Here is a 20,046-nt window from a genome sequence, read left to right on the forward strand (position 1 = left end):
GTGCTTTCATACTCTTCAAACTTTAAAGTTGTTTACGATAATTAACTTCTACCTTTGGTTATGGGTTTACATATATGTCTAATTACCAACCATGATCTTACTGCTAGCACACTGTTAAATTAGTTGAATTTTTCATAACTAATCCCTCCAGACCCAGAAATACACAAGGCGGACTTGATATCAAAGGCTCAGAAATATTTTTTACCTACACTCCTAGATAACTGAGACTGAATGTTATAATATGTACTGTCAATTTTTCTAGGAAATAGCAAATCAGGCTGACAGGTATGGATACTAATGAGTTAAAGTTTCTGTTAAAATTGCTCGGATGTATAAATTATCGAGCCAGCCTGACTAGTAGTGGTTTTAAAGGTAGTAAACGAACTTGCCAGAGTTTAGGCGATCGCGAGCTGGTAGACTATTCTCGTGAGATTGCTAGCGTTAAAATTCTCCCCCCTGGTCAAGCACTGCTCAAACTTGATTTAACTCAAGTTCCCATTCCAGCCAAAGAACTCAAGGTACTACAGAAGATTGCTCAAACATCCGGTAAAATCGCCCCTAGTAAAATCACCTCACTCAAAGCTGCTGAACGAGACACCGTAATCAAAGCCCTCAATGACCGGGGTTTGATTGCAATTGAACTCAAAATCAAAACAACAAAATCTCAAGTGTGGCTAACTGAAAGAGGAATTGAGTTCTTACGGGATGAATACACCCCCACAGGAACGGCAAATATTAGCCTAGACTTACTCAATAATTACCTGCGGTTTTTGCGCAAGCATTTAGGCGGTAATGTAGCTGTAGCGGAAATTACTACTGCAAAAACAACTCTTAATTTTAGTGATGAAGATATTTTACAGATTATTCAACAGTTAGATAAAGAACTAGGTACAAGGAATTACTTACCCATTTTTCACTTACGTCAGAAGTTACAACCGCCACTGTCACGAGATGAACTAGACCAGGCGCTGTATCGTTTGCAAAAAACTGACAAAATTGAATTGAGTTCATTGTTAGATCCTACACGGTACACCACAGAACAAATTAATGCGGGTATTCCGCAAAACGTCGGTGGTCCCTTGTTCTTTATAATTGTGAACGACCAATAGATATATTAGTTTATCAATCCAGTTCGCTCCCTCACCTGAATCAATTATGGCATCTATTAACGACATTATTAAACGCGAAGTTAACCCCTTTGACTTGGTAAATTTGAGGACGGGTAATTTTTGGGGTCAAAGTCAAGAGTTAAACTCTATGGTTGAGTCAATCCATCAAGAGGTAATCACAGAAACTGAAAACCTGCTGAATTTAGTAGTTAAAGATAATAGTAGTCGGACAATTTTACTTATAGGTGAATCTGGTTCCGGTAAAAGCTATCTTTTAGGTAGAGTCAAGCGTCAACTCAACCCAAAGGCTTTTTTTGCTTATATAACTCCCTGGGTAGATGATAATTATATTTGGCGTCATATCTTACGAGCTACCGTTGACAGTTTAATTCAGGTACCAGATGGACAGCAAGAATCTCAACTAATTCTGTGGCTGAAAAATTTATCAGCCTTCACTCAAGGAAACTTAAAAAATAAACCATTTAATGATAGTATTTGGCAATTATTGCTAAATGATCGTCAAAAATTTATTAAACAACTTAAAAGAAAGTATCAAACTGCTGGTATTTACAACCCAGATCATTATTTTGGAGTTCTACATGACCTCACAGATCCAGAACTTTATCCCCTCGCTTGCGAGTGGTTGAGAGGTGATGACTTAAGTGAAGAATCAATGCAGACTTTAAGAGTTAAGCAATGTATTGACACAGAAGATGCAGCCAAGCAGATTTTGGCTAACTTTGGTAAAATATCCACCGCTACTCAGCCCATTGTTTTATGTTTTGATCAGGTAGAAAGTATACCCAATTTCTTATCTAATCCGCAATCCATATTTAGGGTAAACACTACTATCCATAATGAAAATATCTACAATTTTCTCATAATAATTACCTTAGTTTCCCATCATTGGAAGCAAACGTGGGATCATATTCCCCACTCTGACCAAGCGAGAATCGATAGAGAAATATTCCTAAAACCCATTGACCTCAAACAAGCGGAAGCACTGTGGTACTACCAGTTACAAACAATATATCAACAAGCCCAACCCCAGCCGGAATCACCTATTTTTCCCTTAAATATTCAATTATTAGAGAAAAATTTCCCCGGTGGTAAAACTAATCCCCGAAATGCGTTAATCTTGGGAAGGTCAGAGTACCAAAAATATAAAGTTTCCCTTTTGAATATTAGACAAACTATATTAATTGACCTACCACAACAGCCACAAAAACAGCCCATAAATTTTAAAGTCAGAAAGAATGACTTTTCTGGTAGTTTCGATTCTGAGGAGAAAGATCGGGCAGAATTTCAATTATTATGGCAACAAGAATATAAAAAGTATCAAGGAAAATTGAGTAAAATTTCCTTATTGTCATCTCCTGAGTTAGTGCGGATGCTGCAAGAAGCATTAGAAGCATTACAATTGCAGTCCGTAAAATCTAAAATGATTGCAGGTAAATATTCGAGCTATTCCTTGAGTTATCAACATCGTGGTAGTAGAGAAAAAATAGGTGTTGTATGGACAGAAGATTCTAACATGATGAATTTCTTCCATGTAATGAACGCCTGTCATAAAGCAGTTCAGCAAAATCTATGTCAAAAACTTGTCCTAATTAGAATTAGTAATGTAGGAAAACCACCACTCAAATCTTATCAAACCTATAGCCAGATTTTTAACAATACTCAACATATTCACATTAAACCGACTATTCAATCAGTGCATTACTTAGCTACCTACCATTCTTTAGTTAATTCGGCACTTTGCCAAGAATTATTTATAGGGAATAAAAACATTAATTTACAGACATTACAAAGCTTTATCCGTGAGTGTCAAGTCTTGCACAAATGTGTTTTACTACAAGATTTAGGAATTATTACCAAACCTCAACCTAATGATGATAGCCACTTTAATAGAAATGCTAAACAAGATTTCAGACCAATCAAAGAGTTTTTATTAAATGTGATCACAACCCAGGGTTTGATGGGTGTCCCTATCCTAATTTCCCAAGCAGCAAGTCAGTTTCCCAATGTCAAAGAAACTGAAACCCACCTATTAATTGATTTATTATGTCAGGAAAGGAAAGTAAAAATTATCAACCCCCATGCTGAAGTGAAAGAACAATTGATTTGTTTACTTAATTAAAGTTAATGCAGTACCTCACAGACCCAGGCGAAATTAAATATATAATATCTGAATTAGCATCTACAAAAGTCCTATGGGTAGATACAGAAATTGCAGATTGGTACACTCAAAATCCCCGATTATCCCTAATTCAGGTGTTAGCTGACTCTAGAGATTTAACAGGGGTATCTGCTTATATTCTGGATGTATTGGATCAAGATAATTTAGCCACAGAGTTTATTAATAAAATCATGGTTAATTCTAGTATTGAAAAGGTTTTTCACAATGCTAGTTTTGACCTAAAGTATTTGGGAGGCGAACTAGCAACTAATGTTACCTGTACCCTAAAAATAGCCAGAAAAATTACCCGTGAACGTTTGCAAGTTTCTAATTTAAAACTCAAAACTTTAGCATCAGAACTTTGTCACTTTGTCAATGTAGATGCGGAATCAGGAGCAAGCGACTGGGGAATACGTCCCCTGATCCAAAAGCAATTACAATATGCAGCTATGGATACAGTGTATTTAGCTGCTGTACATCGGAGTTTACTAGATATGGAAAATAATATCTCAGAACCGGTAAAAGAAAGACCTTCTCACCCCTCCTTAAATCCTACTAAGGTGAGAATCGCTTTTGAATGTCCGCGGCTTTTTTATTTAAATCATAAATTTGGCGACTCAGCAATATTTTTACCCCCTGACACTCCTAGAGGTATTGGTAACCACTTTCACAAATTAGCAGATGAGTTGATCAAAATAGCTTTAGTAGAACCTGAATTTCAGACTTTATTTGAGCCAGAATCATACTTGCTAAATATAGAGGAGGTTGCCTCTAGAATGCAAGGAATATTTTATAAATTAATATTTTACCCATACTTAGAAAGAGTAATCCAAAACTCCCCTGATACAGTAGTAATTTTATTAAAAGTTTGGGAGGGTTTACAGGGACTGATTAAACGCTTTGCACAGTTGTTAATCACTAATCGTAGTTATTGCGATGCAGAAAGTTTAATTAGTCAGACTTTCATATCTGGAGAATCCAGCCTTGAGCATTACTTTACTTTACCTGATGGCAGACAGCAACGGGTGAGGGGGGAATTTGATTGCTTAGTTTTTAACTTGGCTAAAAAACGTTTGTGTGTGGTAGAATTTAAAACCTATCAGCCTGTAGACCCATCGGCGCAATTAGCCCAGGTTTCACTTTATAGTTATATGCTATGGCAAACTAAAAAGGTGGCTGTGGACGCATCGGTTTATTGTGTTTTACCGGAGTTTAAAGAATATCAATATTCTTGGGAACAGCTAGAAAGTACAATACATCAACTGATTCCCTACAAATTATTACAGATGCAGGAATGGTTGAGTTGGGAACCACCCCAACCCCATGGGCCACCTGTAACAACTCAGGTTCATTTGTGTGAAATTTGCCCCCAGCAGCAAAAGTGTGGGACTTTTTTTACTGTAGCTCCTGAAAACAGGGACAATCAAGTTACTCAAGATCATACTTGGGATAATAGTGGGACTTTTTTGACTGTAGCTCCTGAAAACAGGGACAATCAAGTTACTCAAGATCATACTTGGGATAATAATAGAGGAGAGTCTGTAAATGCTGATGCTATTGGGGAAGATTTAGTTAACACTCTGCAATCTTTTAAAGTACCTGTTGAGTACCAGGGGTCTACTATTGGGCCAGCTTTTATCAGGGTGAAGCTTAAACCTGATTTGGGTGTAAAAGTCAATGCCATTATGAGATTATCGGCAGATTTACAAGTACACTTGGGTTTAGAACGACCGCCCTTGATTGCTCCCCAAGCTGGTTATATCAGTGTTGATTTACCACGTCCACAGCGTCAAGTTGCTAGATTTGAAACATATATTCAACAGGAATCTTTACCACCCACAGCACCGATAAAAATCGCTATGGGGGTGAGTATAGATGGAGATTTGATAGAGGCTGATTTATCCGATGCGAATACTTGTCACTTTTTGGTAGGTGGTACTACTGGGAGCGGTAAAAGTGAGTTTTTGCGATCGCTCCTCCTGAGCCTACTATATCATCATTCTCCCCAACATCTGAAAATTGCACTAGTTGACCCCAAAAGAGTCACATTCCCAGAATTTGAGCAGATCCCCTGGTTATATTCACCCGTGGTCAAAGACAGCGATCGCGCTGTAGAACTCATGGAAGAATTAGTTACAGAAATGGAATCTCGTTACCACAAATTGGAGAACGCCAGATGTGCTGATTTGATCACCTATAATCAAAATTCTCCCCAACCCTTACCCCGTATTGTCTGCATCTTTGATGAATATGCCGACTTTATGGCAGAAAAAGCAGTCCGTAAAGTATTAGAATTAAGTATAAAACGTTTGGGAGCAATGGCTAGAGCCGCAGGTATACATCTAATTATAGCCACACAGCGCCCAGAAGCGGGTATTGTTACCCCCATTATCCGTTCTAACTTACCGGGAAGAATCGCCCTGCGAACTGCTAGCGAAGCTGACTCAAAAATTGTCTTGGGAGGGACAGAAACATCCGCTGCTTACCTGTTGGGTAAAGGTGATTTACTTTACCAGATAGGGGCAAAAATGCAGCGACTACAGAGCTTGTATGCTCAAAAGATTTACATACCCTCATTTTAAGCTGTAAAATAAGTTCCCAAAAATATGCCAAAAATATTAACTTTATACAAGTTTTAATTATTGAGTAACAGTGTACCCTACCTAAATACGGGAACGCATCATCAGAGGAATTTACCAATGGGATACATTATAGCTACTGCAAATATGAAAGGCGGCGTAGGTAAAACCACCCTTACAGTCAACATCGCCACCTGTTTAGCTCAAAATCACGGTAAGCGGGTACTTGTCTTAGATTTAGACAGCCAAATCAGTGCTACACTTAGTCTAATGTCTCCTTTAGAATTTGCTAAACTTCGCAAACACCGCAAAACATTTAGATATTTAATAGACCAAATTATCAACCCAGAACCAGAAGCAAAACTGACAATTCATGATATTGTGCAAACTCAGGTTTGTAATCTTCCTGGACTAGATTTATTACCCGGAGATATTGACTTATATGATGAGTTTGTTGTGTCAGAAATGCTGCACCAACAAGCAACAGCTTTAGGTGAACAAGATTTTGAAAGTGTATGGAATCGCTTTGAAAGAGTCCTGATAAATAATATTTTAAAACCGGTACGTGAGGAGTATGATTTCATCCTTTTAGATTGTGCGCCGGGCTATAATTTATTAACCCGGAGTGCTTTAGCTGCGAGTGACTTTTACATTCTCCCCGCTAAACCCGAACCCTTATCTATAGTTGGTATTCAGCTATTAGAACGACGCATCGGTCAATTAAAAGATAGTCATGAACAAGAGGCGAAAATAGATATCAAAATGCTGGGAATTGTCTTTACAATGGCTAGTTCTAATCTTCTCAACGCTAGATATTATCGACAAGTAATGCACCGTGTCGTTGAAGACTTTGGTGTAGAACAAATTTGTAAAGCCCAAATACCAGTTGATATGAATGTCGCCAAAGCTGTGGATAGTTTTCAACCTGTAGTTTTAAATGCGCCTCAGTCATCAGGTTCCAAAGCATTTAATCAATTAACTCAGGAATTATTACAGAAGTTGTAACGGGGTTCCATGGGTTTTACCCCACCCTCAGAGGATGTTTGAGGGTGGGGGGTGAGATTCTCTATTTAAAACTCTCCTGCTAAAGCTGGGATACAACGCTCACACAGCAGGGGGTGTTCTGCTGACTCTCCTACATGGGTAGAATAATTCCAACAGCGATCGCATTTTTTCCCCTCCGCATCTACTACCCCAATTTCCCAATTATCAGACTGCAAATTGTATTTTAAATCTGCTAATGCTTCTGGAGTCTCTAATAGTTCCACTTGGGAAGTGATAAACAGATAGCGCAGTTCATCAATACCATTACCATTGTCAGAATCCAGTTTTTTCACCAGGGAACGTAATTGATCATCCTTAACGTAAAGCAAAACCTTTGCTTCTAGGGAGGAACCAATCATTTTTTCTACCCTAGCTTGTTCTAACACCTTATTAACATCATTGCGAACTTGGCGCAACTCTTGCCAAAATTCCGCTAAATCAGGATTTAACCATTTTTCATCTACCTGTACCCAGCCAGATTCAAACACCGACTTATAGGGTGTATGGTAGGGGATAAATTGCCAGATATCCTCAGCAGTATGACATAAAACCGGAGCGATCGCCCGTGCTAAATTCTCCAAAGCAATTTGCAACACCGTTTGACAACTGCGACGGCGCAAAGAATTCGGCGCACTGATGTATAACCTATCCTTAGCAACATCTAAGTAGAAATTGGATAAATCCACCACACAGAAATTCTGCACAGTTTGGAAAAAGCGGAAGAATTGGAAACTCTCAAAAGCTGTGGTAACTTCTGTAAACACCTCAGTCATCCGGTGTAACATATAGCGGTCAATTTCTGGTAAATCTTCCAGAGGTACTGCGTCCTTTTCCGGGTCAAAATCATCTAAGCTACCCAACAAAAACCGCGCTGTATTGCGAATTTTGTTCCTCACATCAGCCAATTGCTTAATGATATTACTACCCAGACGCACATCAGCAGAATAGTCAACCGAAGACACCCACAAACGCAGCACATCAGCACCATAAGCAGGTTCCTTCTTCTGGTCTTTACCGCCATTGATCAGAATTTGCGGGTCAACCACATTCCCCACCGACTTACTCATTTTTCGCCCTTGTTCATCTAAAACAAAGCCGTGAGTCAGTACAGTTTTATAAGGTGCAACACCATTTACAGCTACACTAGTCAACAAACTTGACTGGAACCAACCCCGGTGCTGGTCAGAACCTTCCAAATACATATCAGCAGGATAGCTTAACTCTGGACGTTGTTTAGCCACCGCAGCCCAAGAAGACCCAGAATCAAACCATACATCCATTGTATCAGTACCCTTGCGGTAAGACTTACCATTATGGCGGTAAGACTCCGGTAACAACTCCTCCACCGACATTTCCCACCAAGCATCAGAACCTTTTGCAGCGACAATACCTTGAACGTGCTTGATAGTTTCCTCATTTAACAGTGCTTCCCCCGTTGCTTGATCATAGAACACCGGGATAGGGACACCCCAGGACCGTTGACGGGAAATACACCAATCAGAACGCTCCGCCACCATGGGCGTAATGCGATTTTCCCCTTGGGCTGGAATCCATTTTACACCAGCGATCGCCTTTAAAGCCCCTTCCCTAAAACCAGCCACCGAAGCGAACCATTGTTCAGTCGCCCGAAAAATCGTCGGCTTTTTCGTTCGCCAATCATAGGGATACTTGTGGGCGTAGGGTTCCTCCTTCAACAGAGAACCAGCAGCAGTCAAAGCATCAATAACCGCCTGATTTCCCTCACCCAATACATTCAACCCAGCAAAAGCACCCGCCTCTGGGGTGAAATTGCCATTGTCATCTACGGGAGCGAGGATTGGCAAACCATAACGCTGACCAACAATGTAGTCTTCTTGACCATGACCGGGGGCAGTATGTACCAACCCAGTACCGGACTCAGTGGTAATATAATCACCACCCACCACCACGGGACTTTCCCTGTCAAACAGAGGATGACGATAAGTAGTATGTTCTAAATCTTGTCCCTTAAAGGTAGCCTTCACCGTAAGCCGAGTGGAAAGGGTGGCTGACAGACTTTGTACTAAATCTGCGGCTACGATAAGATATTTGGGAATTTGCTTTGGTTTTACTTGTCTTTCAAGTTCATGTAAAGCTTGAATATAGTCAGCATCTTGACCAAATTTATCTTGTTGAGGTCTGCCTTTTGCTTCCCATATTTCTCTTGCTCTGCGTTCAATTTCCTGATGCGTAAATTCCTGCTTGGTAGAAACCACAGCATAAGTCAAATCACCATTTACCGCCACCGCCAAATTCCCCGGAATCGTCCAAGGGGTCGTAGTCCAAACAGCCACAGACAAATGAGGTAAAAATTCACCCAAAACAGGTTTAGCCGCCTCAGACAGACCTGTTACCGGTAAAGCTGCATAGATACTGCGGGAAACATGACCTTCTGGGTATTCCAACTCCGCCTCAGCTAGAGCAGTTTTAGAACTAGGGCTCCAGTGAACCGGCTTTAAACCGCGATAGATGTATCCTTTTAACACCATATCGCCGAACACCCCAATCTGTGCAGCTTCATATTCCGGCTTCAAAGTCAGATAAGGATGTTCCCAGTTACCCCACACACCGTACCGTTTAAAACATTCCCTTTGGTCATCTACCGTAGCTAAAGCAAACTCTTTCGCCTTTTGTCGCAGTGTCAAAGGCGTTAAATTTTGCCGTTCTGCTGACTTCATGTTTTGCAGAACTTTCAACTCAATGGGAAGACCGTGACAATCCCACCCAGGGACGTATCTAACCTTACGTCCTCTCAGTAATTGGTAGCGGTTAATAATATCTTTGAGAATTTTATTTAAGGCATGACCAATATGCAATGAGCCATTGGCGTAGGGAGGCCCATCATGGAGTATAAATAATTCGCCGGGGTTTTCCTGGGACAGGCGATCGTAAATCTGATTTTCCGCCCAGAATTTTTGAATTTCGGGTTCCCGCTTCATGGCGTTAGCCCGCATCTCAAATTGAGTCTTGGGTAAGTTTACCGTATCTTTGTAGCTTCCAGGTTCTGTCACAGTCTCATGCCTATGATTATATATGCAAGTTATCCCATCAATTATAGAAGATGGGCATGGATACCGAGAAATCACCTTGACAATTAGTTCTCAAAATGAGAACCTAAATTAAGTGAGACAAAAAACATCTACTTTGATATAAACCGGCAAAATGCACCTAATCAGCATTCGCTATTATATAATATTATATTCAATTGATAACCGTTAACTTTCATACTTACTTTTGTGGATTGAAGTAAGCCATGATACGGGTCGCCGCCGATAACGGGCGAAAATCCTCCTAATGTTGGGTCGCCGCCAAACGGGCGAAAAGGAATATGACGAATTCTTTTAACAGAATCACTTACAGTCAACTTTTACTAGAGTATCAACCTCAAGTTATCACCACAGAAAAAGAATGCGATCGCGCTTTAAAAACAGTTGAGCAATTAATGGCCTGTAAACAACGTACACCAGAGCAAACTGCTATACTGGAGCTTTTAGTGACTCTTATTGAAGAATTTGAAAACAAGCAGTATCCCATTGAAGCATCGTCCCCTTGTGCAATTCTGAAGCACTTAATGGATGTTCAGGGAATTAAACAATCTGACTTAGTAGGAATTATTGCATCGAAAGGAGTTGTTTGCGAAGTTGTCAATGGTAAAAGAGCAATTAGTAAAGGTCAAGCCAAAGCTTTAGGAGAATTTTTTAATGTTTCTCCAGCATTGTTTATCTAGCAGTATAATTAGGTGGGTTTGATACTCCCCACGGCTAGAAGCCGGGGGATTCTTGAAGAGTCCACAAACGAACTTTCAATGGTGCTATCAAAGACACACTACTGATTCTGCTGAGGTCTAAACCTAGCTTTATCGCTACTTTTCTTAAAATATTAGCTGCAACCTTGGCAACAATTCAAACTATATCATATTCAATGACAAACTGCATTATTTTTTATACATCTATTAATCACTTAATATATTATACTACTTACTAGTTTGACATAGAGTAATTACGTATGGCTGGTGATTCCTTCTTTGATGAACAGACAGAGCAATCTTTAATTAAAGCCAGAATTGTAGAAAAATATCTACCGGCTTGGGCGAAAGTAATTATACCACATGCAAAAAAAGGAGGTTCTCAAATTGCCTACATCGACCTTTTTGCTGGACCTGGTAGATATGGAAATGGTTCTAAATCAACACCAATCAAAGTTTTAGAAACCGCAATTGCTGACCCAGATATGCGAAATATGCTGAAGACATTATTTAATGATGCTAATTCTCAGTATACTAATTCTCTGCAATCAGCTATCAATGCAATTCCAGGTATCCAAACTTTAAAATATCAACCTATAGTAACTAATTTGGAAATTGGAAAAAATACTATTGAACTATTTGATGTTCCTACACTGTTCTTTTTAGATCCTTTTGGCTATAAAGGATTATCATTACAACTTATCAACTCATTCGTCAAAAACTGGGGCTGTGATTGCCTTTTCTTTTTTAATTACAATCGGATTAGCATGGGGCTAGGTAATACAGCAGTTGAAGAACATATAAATGGACTATTTGGAAAAACACGGGCAGATGAATTACGCAATAAATTAAAAAATAACTCAAATGATAGAGAAAATCTTATTGTCACATACATTTGTGAATCATTAAAAGAAATGGACATAAAATACGTTAGAAATTTTCGTTTTAAACATGAAAAAAATCAACGTACAAGTCATCATTTAATTTTTGTGAGCAAGAATTTTAAGGGCTATAATATTATCAAAGATATTATGGCTAAAGAAAGTTCTGACCAAAATCAAGGCGTACCTTCTTTTGAGTACAATCCAGCCAAGTATATACAACGATCTTTGTTTGAAATTCCTAATCCTCTAGATGAATTAGAACAAATGCTCCTAGATCAATTTGCAGGACAAACAATCACAATGATAGAAATTTATCTACAGCATAATGTAGGTAAAGCCTACATTAAGAAGAATTACAAATCCGCTCTGAAAAATCTTGAATTCCAAGGGAAAATCACAGCAGAACCACCTGCTAATCAAAGACCAACGAACAAAGGAGAAATTACCTTTGGAGATGCAGTTAGAGTTACCTTTCCACCTAAGCAGTAAGCCCTAAACTTTCTTTTTTAACTCTTAATTTCTGTGGAGATACACCCCATTGCTGATGGTGTTTTTGCCAAGCATTAGGCATTTCATCCCAGATTTTACCATCTAGTAACTTACCACCAGCTTTAGAAGTTCTTCCACCAACTTGCTTAAAGAAAAATGCTACTTCAGCTTTTTGACATTGGTCACGAATATCCTCAGCCCACTCAATTTTCATAGGACGATGTTTTTGTCCTGACTCTCCCCCAACTATAACCCAATCAATATTTTTTAAGTTCAGGTTCAATGAACCTAAAAGTGGTTCACATGAAAGAAACCTGACATTTGCAGCAACTTGACGCAGCAAATCAACGCGGTGGACATAATTTTGATTTTCTACGGATACACCCAACCATATATTTTTATGGAATTGTAAATTAGGTGCTAACTCAACTAAACGTTCAGGTCTTTTTGTTAAGATTTGATATATGTGCCAAGGTGTAACCTCAATAACTTTGAATACTTTTTGCATAAAATCTAGAGGTACTTCTTCGTGAAAAAGGTCACTCATGGAATTGACAAAAATTCTGCTAGGGGTTCTCCACTTTAAAGGTTCTACCAACCTGTCGGGATGTAAAGTTAAATTAAATCCATTTCTAAAATTATTAGGAAACCGTTTAGTCAAAGCCTCTGCGTAGCAATGTAAACATCCTGGACTAACTTTATCGCAACCAGTTGTGGGATTCCAAGTTTTATCAGTCCACTCAATACCTGTGTGTGTACTAGACATGATTATTTAACCTGATATTTATTTTAAATGCCAGTAATTCATCTGTACTATACTATAGCAGAGTTTTGAATTAAGAAATTACTCTAACTATTTTTTTATACATGAAGATGAGCAAAAAGGAATCAAAATACACCCAAATTACTAGAGGTAGTAGCATTAACAGTTGATTTAAATGTTGGGTTTCATTTCATTCAACCCAACCTACTCATTTCCAATATGATCATCAAAAATTATTTCCTCACCCGCACCCACATCATATCATAGATACCTTGACGCACAGCAAGATGAAAACTGGAAAATTCCCAATCTTTTGGTGCTGTTACTAAACCATGTTTGACAGGATTATAATGAATATATTCAACATGATTTTTCATATCTATTTCATCTCTAATTAAATGTTCCCAAAAACGATATTGCCATACTGGTGGTTGTTTTTTATTGTGCGTAGATAAAGATATGTTTTCTGGTAAAACAGTTTCACATCTACGACTAAAATAACTTTTAATCAAACGCCAACGAGTGGAAAAATCCTGATCATTTTCTGGTAATGTCCACATACAATGAAGATGATCAGGCAAAATAACAACAGCATCTATAATCAATGGATGTCTCTCCATCACGTAGCGAAAAGCATCTCTTAGTAAAGAAACATTATTTGGTAAACATAATATTTTTTGTCTTTTTTCGGTGACTACTGTAAAAAATTATGTTCCTCCTTGTACCTTGGCGCGGCGATATTCCATAATGAAAATATCTTTTGAGTAAACTTGTGTTTTATTATATTTATTTTACCCCGTAGGTTGGGTTAAGCCCAGCGCAACCCAACACAACTCATCGGTATATTGCAATTAATGTTTGGTTTCGTTCCATTGCTTTGCAACGCTGACGGGAACAACCCAACCTAAAAATATTGGAGGTTAGAAAATTTGCGATCGCTCAATGGCTGAATCCTAATATTTATACACTTTACTAAATCCAGAAATTAAAAAAACCCAACGCCATAAGAGACAACGCTGGGTTTAATCCAAGTCAACCAGCTTGATTAGTCGGTGGTATTTGTTCTGCTGGCGCTTCCGCAGGGGGCGCAAGTGCTGCATCCGGTGCAATTTCCTCAGCAGGAAGCGATGGTTTTTCTTCCGTCTCAGGTTGTGCTGCGGCTACCATTTCCGCAGGTGGGGGATTTGGTGGAGTTGGTTCGGGGACTTCCTGGGTTGCAACTTTTTCTGCCGGTGGTGCTTCTGGTTGCACAGCAGTTTTATCAATAATCTCTACTAGAGGTTTCTGGGGTGGTGTAGATTTGGTTTCCTCCATTGTAGGAGTGTCAGGGGTCTTCTGGGCGATCGACTCTTGTCCCTTGTCTTGTGCGCCGCTAAATATCTTACTAATACTTTGTTGTACCTGAGCGAGCCTATCCGGGAGAGATAACTTAGTTATTTGCTCCTGAATCCCAGTTTTTATGGTTTCAGCACTGGGGACTGGGGTTTGTGCTGTTTGGGGGGTGACTTGGCGACGTAATGAAAAAGTTTGCCAACCAAACCAAACTAACAGAGCGACGCTAGCTATATGACCCAGTAATAAGCCTCCAGAAATGCGCGGAGCAAACACCCATAACACTAAACCATAGAAAAGTCCCACACCACTCCAGATAAAATCATTTTTACGGTGGATTTCCGGGAAAAAGAAAGCTGTTATGTAAATGGCTAAACTACCTAGTCCAACCACAAAAGCTAGAATATATGCCAGCATTTTTGGTTACTCCTTACTGCACTGCTTTATTAGGGGCTAGGAATTAGGGGGTAAGGAATAGTTGACAGTTCCTGACTATCAGCCCTCAGTACCCAGTTCCTTAATTAGATATTTCAATTTTGCATTTTTTGCAACTGAATTGCTCATTTAGATACAAACTGGATGACAAAACTTATCCTGACAGCCTTGGGCTTTTTAGCCGTGTGATCAAAGGGAGTTGCAAGGGTTAACTGGGCATGATATTATCAAAGGCTAAATAAGTCTCCTGTGTCTTGGCAGAAACTGGGTAAAGTCCACACCTAGATCCTCGCAAGTGCTTCAAAATCAACTTGTCATAACTTACCAATTGTGTTAGTTGTGGATTTCTATAATTTATTCAAGTCTTAAGGTCTTCTTTAGGAGATCAGCCAAAATCTCGGTCTACCCTAAAGATAAAAGGATCTGCAAGAGTTAGCCAAACATAATTTATGACACTACAAAGCTTTGGTGTGATTGGATTAGCCGTAATGGGCGAAAATATAGCTCTCAACGTCGAGCGTAATGGCTTCCCAATTGCAGTTTATAACCGCTCCAGAGAAAAAACCGACGCGTTTATGGCGCAGCGTGCACCAGGAAGGAACGTCAAAGCCGCCTTTACCCTAGAAGAATTTGTTGCATCATTAGAACGCCCCCGCAAAATCCTGGTGATGGTGCAAGCTGGTAAGCCAGTAGATGCAGTAATTGCCCAACTCAAACCTTTACTAGATGAAGGCGATATCATTATCGATGGTGGTAACTCTTGGTTTGAAGATACAGAACGCCGGACTCAGGAATTAGAACCTGTGGGACTGCGGTTTATTGGTATGGGTGTGAGTGGCGGTGAAGAAGGCGCTTTGAATGGCCCTTCACTTATGCCTGGTGGTACACCCAGCTCCTATGAATATCTCTCCCCAATTTTAAACAAGATTGCCGCCCAAGTCGATGATGGCCCTTGTGTAACCTATATTGGCCCTGGTGGTTCTGGCCATTATGTCAAAATGGTACACAACGGTATTGAGTATGGTGATATGCAGTTAATTGCAGAAGCCTACGACCTGCTGAAAAATGTGGCTGGGTTAAGTGCAAGTCAGTTACATGAGGTGTTCACTGAGTGGAACACCACCGATGAACTTAATTCCTTTTTGATTGAGATCACATCTAATATTTTCCCTTACGTTGACCCCGAAACCAAGAAACCCTTGGTAGATTTAATTGTTGACGCAGCTGGTCAAAAGGGAACTGGACGCTGGACTGTACAGACTGCTTTGGAATTGGGTGTGGCTATTCCCACAATTACCGCAGCAGTTAACGCCCGCATTATGTCTTCTATTAAAGATGAACGGGTAGCAGCATCTCAGAGCCTCACAGGTCCTAGTGCTAAGTTTGATGGGGATGTGAAGGATTTTGTGAATAAGGTGCGTGATGCTCTTTATTGTTCTAAAATCTGTTCTTATGCTCAGGGTATGGCGCTGTTATCTACAGCTTCCCAGACTTATAAATGGGATCTGACTCTGAGTGAAATGGCTCGGATTTGGAAAGGTGGCTGTATTATTCGTGCTGGCTTCTTAAATAAAATCAAGAAGGCTTTTAACGAAAATCCTGCATTACCCAATCTGTTGTTGGCTCCCGAATTTAAGCAAACTATTCTCGACAGACAAGATGCTTGGCGGGAAGTGATTATGACAGCTGCAAAAGTGGGTATCCCAGTACCTGCTTTTAGTGCATCTTTGGATTATTTTGACAGCTATCGCCGCGATCGCCTACCCCAAAATCTCACTCAAGCGCAACGTGACTACTTCGGCGCACATACTTACAAGCGTGTTGATAAAGAAGGAACATTCCACACTGAGTGGGTTCCCATTGCTGAAGCTAAAAAGTAAGTTCTCCAGCCTGAACCAGATTATCTGCTAACATACTTAAAAGTGACTCTGAACTTCAGAGTCACTCCGTATACATACATATCAGCGCTTCATCCCATCATTCAGTATTTACCCCTACCAGACAATTACCACAGGCTTGTTGAGGATTTGATCCGGGTGCTTTTCACTTCTGACCGAACAGATAGGCCACTCTTCGGTCAACCATCAATACTCTGCTGTTCTATGCTATTGATACGCCCACTACCCCGGTGTGGTATGGGTTTTTCTCGGTCATTAGCTTGCGCTTGATATGAAGATGAATCTGAGTATAACTGTTGCGAACTAGAAGAAAATAACAACATCTCAGATGAGAGATTTGCCTTTACTTGGTAGTTAACAGCTAATACACTGAAAACCAAACTCGGAACCAAAAGTGAAATCGTAGCTCCCATAATAGATGTTTATTTTAGGATTCTTTAACTAATTCTACTGTTTTTCTGGTAGTCTTTCCGGAAAATTAAACAAAAAAGTATTCAGTTTTACTGAAAAAAAAATGGTTTCACGATATATCAACATCTTCAGCTATTAACCAGTGACCAGCATGATTTAAGTGACCCCAAATAGTTAGTTTTTGCCCATCTATCAACCCTTGTAGTTTTTCCTCTATGGGCGATCGCAAAGTCACAATCTGCCAAGTTTGACCATCATATTCTCCTGGTGTTGTCATAGTAAATTGGTAATCCTGCTGATTTCGCCGCTGAAAAAGACCTGTAAAACAAGTGCCTGTGCGTGTTAATAATTGCTGTGTATCTAAACAATCATACGTAGTTACTAAGGGAATAGGGCAATTTCCACTTAATGGATAGGCTGGAGGTTGATTTAAATAATACAATTGCCAATTTACCCATGCAGGATTTTGGGGTGATATATCTAAATTAAATAAAGGTACAATAGCCCCAGGCACTTGCAAGTCTGTTAACAGAGCAATTTGCAGTTGTCTCACAGGTAAATCCCTCGGCTGACAATTCAACTCAACACACATAGCCGCAGCCATTCCCGCAGCTTGACCGATACCCATAACCACAGGTTGTAATCTGGTAGCACCATTGGCAATGTGAGATACAGAAATATTCTTTTCACAAACCAATAAACCATCTGTGATTCTGGGGATCAAGCACCCATAGGGAATAGTAAAGGGTGTACCAGTCCAACGCCCCCCCCAGCATATAGATTTGGGTTGCAGTGGTAAATTGAATCCAGGATAATGATGGTCGTTAGCGTAATTACCCACAGCAATGGTATCGGCACACAAAGGGGCGACCCTACCCCCAGACATCGGTAAAATATCCTGTTCTCCCACAGTAGCTACCCCCACCAAGCGGCGACTTTCCCGGTAGTAAGGATGTAAGGCAAAAGCACCACAGTTACCCGGAAAAATTGACTCAGCCAAACCATAGCGCCTACCCAAGTTTTTTTGGATGAAATGAGCAAAATTTTGGCTATGCCAGCGACATTCTTGTAAAAATTCTTTTTTAGCTGCTTCTGACTCGATTAATCTTCCTACACCTTCGCCATAGTCATTACCACATATGGGCCAGTTGATCATAAATCGACCACCCGGCAAACGTCCATAATTTAAGAACTTCTCAGCCCCATAATTATCCCAAGCAACGGTAAACAGGGACGGATCATAATTGGGGGGTGGAATAATTTCCGGAGCAATACTTTCACCAAAATCTTGCATCACTACCACCCAAGTAGGGGCTTGCACCGGATACCTTTGTGTGAGATGATTATAATTTGCTGGGGCGCTTTTTTCTTCCCACTGAGATTGTAATTCCCAGCCCCAACGGTGAGGTATTTCTCCTAAAGCCAGTAAATCCCCTAGTTCCGTACCGTCAAGAATAATCTTGGCAGTAACTGTGAAATCTGAAAAGCGCACACCAGTTATACAATTCCCTTGGTGCAATACTTCTTTTGGTACCTGTCCAGAAATCCAATGCAGATTCTCTAATTCTTCCACCCAATCAGCAAAAATCTTGGCTCCAATGCCGGGATCATAGCTAAAAAAGCTCACCCAACTGTTATCTAGTCCCCCTGGCTGTCGTTGTCGCAATTCTTGTAAAAATGCGCCCCATAAGCCAGTTTGAAAAGCGATTAATTCATTCCCATCGGGTGCAGATACCCCTGCGGATGTGAGCATTCCCCCTAACCAAGGAAACTCACTGACTAAAATGGTTTTTGCTCCCCTTCGTGCTGCTTGAATGGCCGCTGCAGTTCCCCCAGTTCCTCCGCCAACTACTAAGACATCAGCTGTATATGTCTGATGAACCATCACTCCACCTCGGTCAATTTTTCATGATTTTATTTCATTGGGAAAATTTAATTTTAAAAGGGAGGATGACAGTTGATTATTTCAGCTCGACTAAATGTTAAATCTAATAAAGATGAGTGGAAAAAACAACGTGAAAGCACAGGTATTTAGAGGTGTAAATCAACTATCATACGAAGAAATCCCAGTCCCAACTCTGGAACCGGATGAGGTGCTGGTACAGGTGAGAGTTGTGGGGTTGTGTCAGTCAGATATTAAAAAAATTCGTTATCCTCTGTATGCACCACCGCGGATATTTGGTCATGAAACAGCCGGAACTATTGCTGCTGTAGGTTCTCAGGTACAATCTTGGCAAGTAGGACAACGGGTAGCGGTGATGCACCATATCCCCTGTATGCGTTGCTCCTACTGCCTCAATGATAATTTCTCCATGTGCGATGTCTATAAAAATATCTCTACCACAGCCGGATTTGATCCTAGCGGTGGCGGTTTTGCTGAGTATGTCAAGGTTCCAGGACATATTGTCCAGAATGGCGGGTTAATTCCCATTCCCGATGATATCAGCTTTGAAGAGGCGAGTTTTGTAGAACCGACTAACTGCTGTCTCAAAGCTGTGAAAAAAGCCCAAATTGCTCCGGGACAAACTGTTCTAGTAACAGGTGCAGGACCGATTGGGTTAATGTTTGTCATGTTAGTTAAGTATTTTGGGGCGAAAGCGATCGCCACTGATTTATTACCATCTAGAATCGACAAAGCCCTGAATGTGGGTGCAGATGCAGCTTTTGATGCGCGGGATCCTGATTTACCTGGGAAAATTCACGCCTTGACTGGGGGGATGGGCGTTGATGTGACTCTCTTAGCGGTTCCCAGTGATAAAGCTTTCTTTCAAGCCTTGGAATGTACCCGCAAAGGTGGTAAAATCCTATTCTTCGCTGAATTTCCCGATCAAGTAGAAATTCCCATTAACCCGAATATTCTTTACCGTCGGGAAATTGACTTGATGGGTAGTTACAGTTCATCCTATCGGCTTCAGGGTTTATCAGCGGATATTGTGTTTAATCGGCGTATCGATGTCCAAGCCTTGATTAGCGATCGCTATCCATTACAAGATTTATCAGCAGCTGTAGCACAAGCGATCGCACCTACACCAGAAACATACAAAATTTTAATTTATCCGTAATCCGGGCAAACAAGATAACAGCAGAAAATATTTATAGCGCTGCTCGTGATTTTACGATAGTCCCTTGCTATTGATTGATCACACAATCGCTGTTTTCT

At 40.3% G+C, this 20,046-nt stretch carries 13 protein-coding genes and 1 pseudogene; 8 read left to right on the forward strand and 6 right to left on the reverse strand.

Going from position 1 to position 20,046, the window contains the following annotated elements; genetic code table 11:
* Window positions 1-287: 287 nt before the first annotated feature.
* The 4 genes from PN447_RS05865 (at window position 288) to PN447_RS05880 (ending at window position 6,872) form a co-directional block, all read left to right on the forward strand.
* Window positions 288-1,109 (forward strand): transcription factor RcaD, encoded by an 822-nt coding sequence (locus PN447_RS05865; RefSeq protein ID WP_271761584.1) that lies wholly within the window; start codon window positions 288-290, stop codon window positions 1,107-1,109.
* Between the two features lie 46 nt (window positions 1,110-1,155).
* Window positions 1,156-3,249 (forward strand): ATP-binding protein, encoded by a 2,094-nt coding sequence (locus tag PN447_RS05870; RefSeq protein WP_271761586.1) that lies wholly within the window; start codon window positions 1,156-1,158, stop codon window positions 3,247-3,249.
* 5 nt (window positions 3,250-3,254) lie between these two features.
* Window positions 3,255-5,870, forward strand: a complete 2,616-nt coding sequence (locus PN447_RS05875) for a DNA translocase FtsK (protein ID WP_271761588.1) — start codon at window positions 3,255-3,257, stop codon at window positions 5,868-5,870.
* 117 nt (window positions 5,871-5,987) lie between these two features.
* The gene (locus tag PN447_RS05880) at window positions 5,988-6,872 is read left to right on the forward strand and encodes a ParA family protein (RefSeq protein ID WP_271761590.1); all 885 of its coding nucleotides are present in this window, start codon (window positions 5,988-5,990) and stop codon (window positions 6,870-6,872) included.
* A gap of 65 nt (window positions 6,873-6,937) precedes the next feature.
* Here the strand turns inward: PN447_RS05880 and ileS are convergent, their stop codons facing one another.
* Window positions 6,938-9,940 carry an isoleucine--tRNA ligase gene (gene ileS, locus PN447_RS05885; RefSeq protein ID WP_271761592.1) on the reverse strand — a complete coding sequence of 1,001 codons (3,003 nt, stop codon included), beginning with the start codon at window positions 9,938-9,940 and terminating at the stop codon, window positions 6,938-6,940.
* Window positions 9,941-10,257: 317 nt separating this feature from the next.
* On the opposite strand from ileS, the gene PN447_RS05890 reads away from it, so the two are divergent.
* Both PN447_RS05890 and PN447_RS05895 read left to right on the forward strand, forming a co-directional pair.
* The gene (locus PN447_RS05890; RefSeq protein WP_271761593.1) at window positions 10,258-10,656 is read left to right on the forward strand and encodes a helix-turn-helix domain-containing protein; all 399 of its coding nucleotides are present in this window, start codon (window positions 10,258-10,260) and stop codon (window positions 10,654-10,656) included.
* A 278-nt stretch (window positions 10,657-10,934) separates the two neighbouring features.
* Window positions 10,935-12,047: a three-Cys-motif partner protein TcmP gene (locus PN447_RS05895; RefSeq protein ID WP_271761595.1), complete on the forward strand. Its 1,113-nt coding sequence runs from the start codon at window positions 10,935-10,937 to the stop codon at window positions 12,045-12,047.
* On the opposite strand, the gene PN447_RS05900 is transcribed toward PN447_RS05895, so the two are convergent.
* From PN447_RS05900 to PN447_RS05910, 3 genes and pseudogenes are all read right to left on the reverse strand, one after another.
* On the reverse strand, window positions 12,037-12,813 hold the full coding sequence (locus PN447_RS05900; protein ID WP_271761597.1) for a DUF5131 family protein: 777 nt from the start codon (window positions 12,811-12,813) through the stop codon (window positions 12,037-12,039). The two genes, PN447_RS05895 and PN447_RS05900, sit on opposite strands and share 11 nt — an antisense overlap.
* Before the next feature lie 201 nt (window positions 12,814-13,014).
* Window positions 13,015-13,556: pseudogene (locus PN447_RS05905) on the reverse strand (REP-associated tyrosine transposase).
* A gap of 286 nt (window positions 13,557-13,842) precedes the next feature.
* Window positions 13,843-14,559 carry a Ycf66 family protein gene (locus PN447_RS05910; protein ID WP_271761599.1) on the reverse strand — a complete coding sequence of 239 codons (717 nt, stop codon included), beginning with the start codon at window positions 14,557-14,559 and terminating at the stop codon, window positions 13,843-13,845.
* 467 nt (window positions 14,560-15,026) lie between these two features.
* On the opposite strand from PN447_RS05910, the gene gndA reads away from it, so the two are divergent.
* Window positions 15,027-16,457, forward strand: a complete 1,431-nt coding sequence (gndA, locus tag PN447_RS05915) for an NADP-dependent phosphogluconate dehydrogenase (RefSeq protein WP_271761600.1) — start codon at window positions 15,027-15,029, stop codon at window positions 16,455-16,457.
* A 197-nt stretch (window positions 16,458-16,654) separates the two neighbouring features.
* On the opposite strand, the gene patX is transcribed toward gndA, so the two are convergent.
* Together patX and PN447_RS05925 are read right to left on the reverse strand one after the other, a co-directional pair.
* Entirely contained in the window at window positions 16,655-16,888 is a 234-nt protein-coding gene (gene patX, locus PN447_RS05920) for a heterocyst-inhibiting protein PatX (RefSeq protein WP_271761602.1), read from the reverse strand.
* 107 nt (window positions 16,889-16,995) lie between these two features.
* Window positions 16,996-18,771, reverse strand: a complete 1,776-nt coding sequence (locus PN447_RS05925; RefSeq protein ID WP_271761604.1) for an FAD-dependent oxidoreductase — start codon at window positions 18,769-18,771, stop codon at window positions 16,996-16,998.
* Window positions 18,772-18,901: 130 nt separating this feature from the next.
* On the opposite strand from PN447_RS05925, the gene PN447_RS05930 reads away from it, so the two are divergent.
* Complete coding sequence (locus tag PN447_RS05930) at window positions 18,902-19,948, forward strand: zinc-dependent dehydrogenase (protein ID WP_271761615.1); 1,047 nt, start codon at window positions 18,902-18,904, stop codon at window positions 19,946-19,948.
* The last annotated feature ends 98 nt before the right edge of the window (window positions 19,949-20,046 follow it).

The sequence above is a fragment of the Anabaena sp. CS-542/02 genome (assembly GCF_028331085.1).
Taxonomy (GTDB): Bacteria; Cyanobacteriota; Cyanobacteriia; order Cyanobacteriales; family Nostocaceae; genus Anabaenopsis; species Anabaenopsis arnoldii.